The organism is Ensifer sp. NM-2 (assembly GCF_003024455.1).
In the GTDB taxonomy this organism is placed as follows: domain Bacteria; phylum Pseudomonadota; class Alphaproteobacteria; order Rhizobiales; family Rhizobiaceae; genus Ensifer; species Ensifer canadensis.
In genome coordinates, this window is sequence record NZ_PVZR01000057.1 from 1 (window position 1) to 1,202 (window position 1,202).

At 55.6% G+C, this 1,202-nt stretch carries 2 protein-coding genes; one reads left to right on the forward strand and one right to left on the reverse strand.

What is annotated here, in order from left to right; genetic code table 11:
* Positions 1-526: glutamate cyclase domain-containing protein (locus C6558_RS38690; RefSeq protein WP_146160988.1), on the reverse strand; the 526-nt coding region annotated here is incomplete at its 3' end.
* Positions 527-693: 167 nt separating this feature from the next.
* On the opposite strand from C6558_RS38690, the gene C6558_RS38695 reads away from it, so the two are divergent.
* On the forward strand, positions 694-1,202 hold a 509-nt coding region (locus C6558_RS38695; RefSeq protein ID WP_146160989.1), incomplete at its 3' end, for a LysR family transcriptional regulator.

The window sequence follows — 1,202 nt, forward strand, 5'->3', positions numbered from 1 at the left end:
TGCCGTTCTCGTTCGGACCCAGGCGCTCGATCGTTATGATCGCCTTTGGTTTCAAGTCGTCGAGAAGCTTGCCTGCCCAATCGTCGATTTCGGATTGTACCTCTGGCGCGGTAAGGATCGCCGCGCCCATTCGGCGGTTCTTGGCCAGTTCGTATTCGCGGATCATGATGCCTGCGGCATTGCTTGAAGCAACGACCGGGGGAGCATGGCAAACCTCGGTGACATAGACAGGAACAGCGTTGAGGCCCCAGAAAAGCGCCCTAGCCAGCGCGGCGGCTCCGGGAGGACCGTCGCTTTCACCGTTCGGAACCTCGGGGGCATAACCTGCACCGGTCACGATTATCACGACGTCGCCCGCGCTAACCTTCTCCACCAACGCCTCGGCTGCCCGTGCCGTGATCGGTCGCCCGCCGCCTTCGCGCCGTGCTTCATTATAGATTGGTGCGATGATGTTGTGGTTCATGGCGCGGTTGCGCATTTCTACGGTGATCAAGCGATCGACGTATTCGCCAATGATATCTGCCATTTTTGTCTCGCAAAGTTTGTTTTGATTTCGCGAGCTAACAGCAAGAATTTGCCCGGTTCCAATCGAATTAACGGATCTAGTATCAGCTTTTGTTATACAAGGAGCGATTTTTGCCTATTGAATGACGAAGGTGTCGCGTTTCTGCATAAAATGTGTACGGTGGGAAAATGCGTTTATTAAATCATCGTCAGCTGCTCAGCTTTCGCGCGGTTATGGTCACCGGGAGCATGACCGGCGCGGGCAAAATCCTTCACCTCAGCCAGCCGGCAGTGACGAGGTTGATCAAAGACCTTGAACGGGAATTGGACCTTCCGTTGTTCACCCGTACCGGCGTCGCCGTAAAACCGACACAGCAGGCGCTGGAGCTATTTCGCGAGGTGGAACGGTACTTTAACGGCGTCGACCGCATCGTCGAAACTGCTCGTTACCTGCGTAATCGCCGGGGTGGACGGCTACGGATCGCCGCAATGTCCACCCTGTCGTCACGTACCTTGCCGGAAGCAATCCACCGCTTCAAGCAGATCGAGCCCGAACTCGATTTTTACATTCACTCCGACACCTCGCATCACATCATCGATGCGGTCCAAAGGAACGAGTTCGATATAGGTTTCGGGCGCGTGCCGACAGAGCGTACTGACATTGAGCATTTGCCGATGCCCACATCGTCGGCAATCTG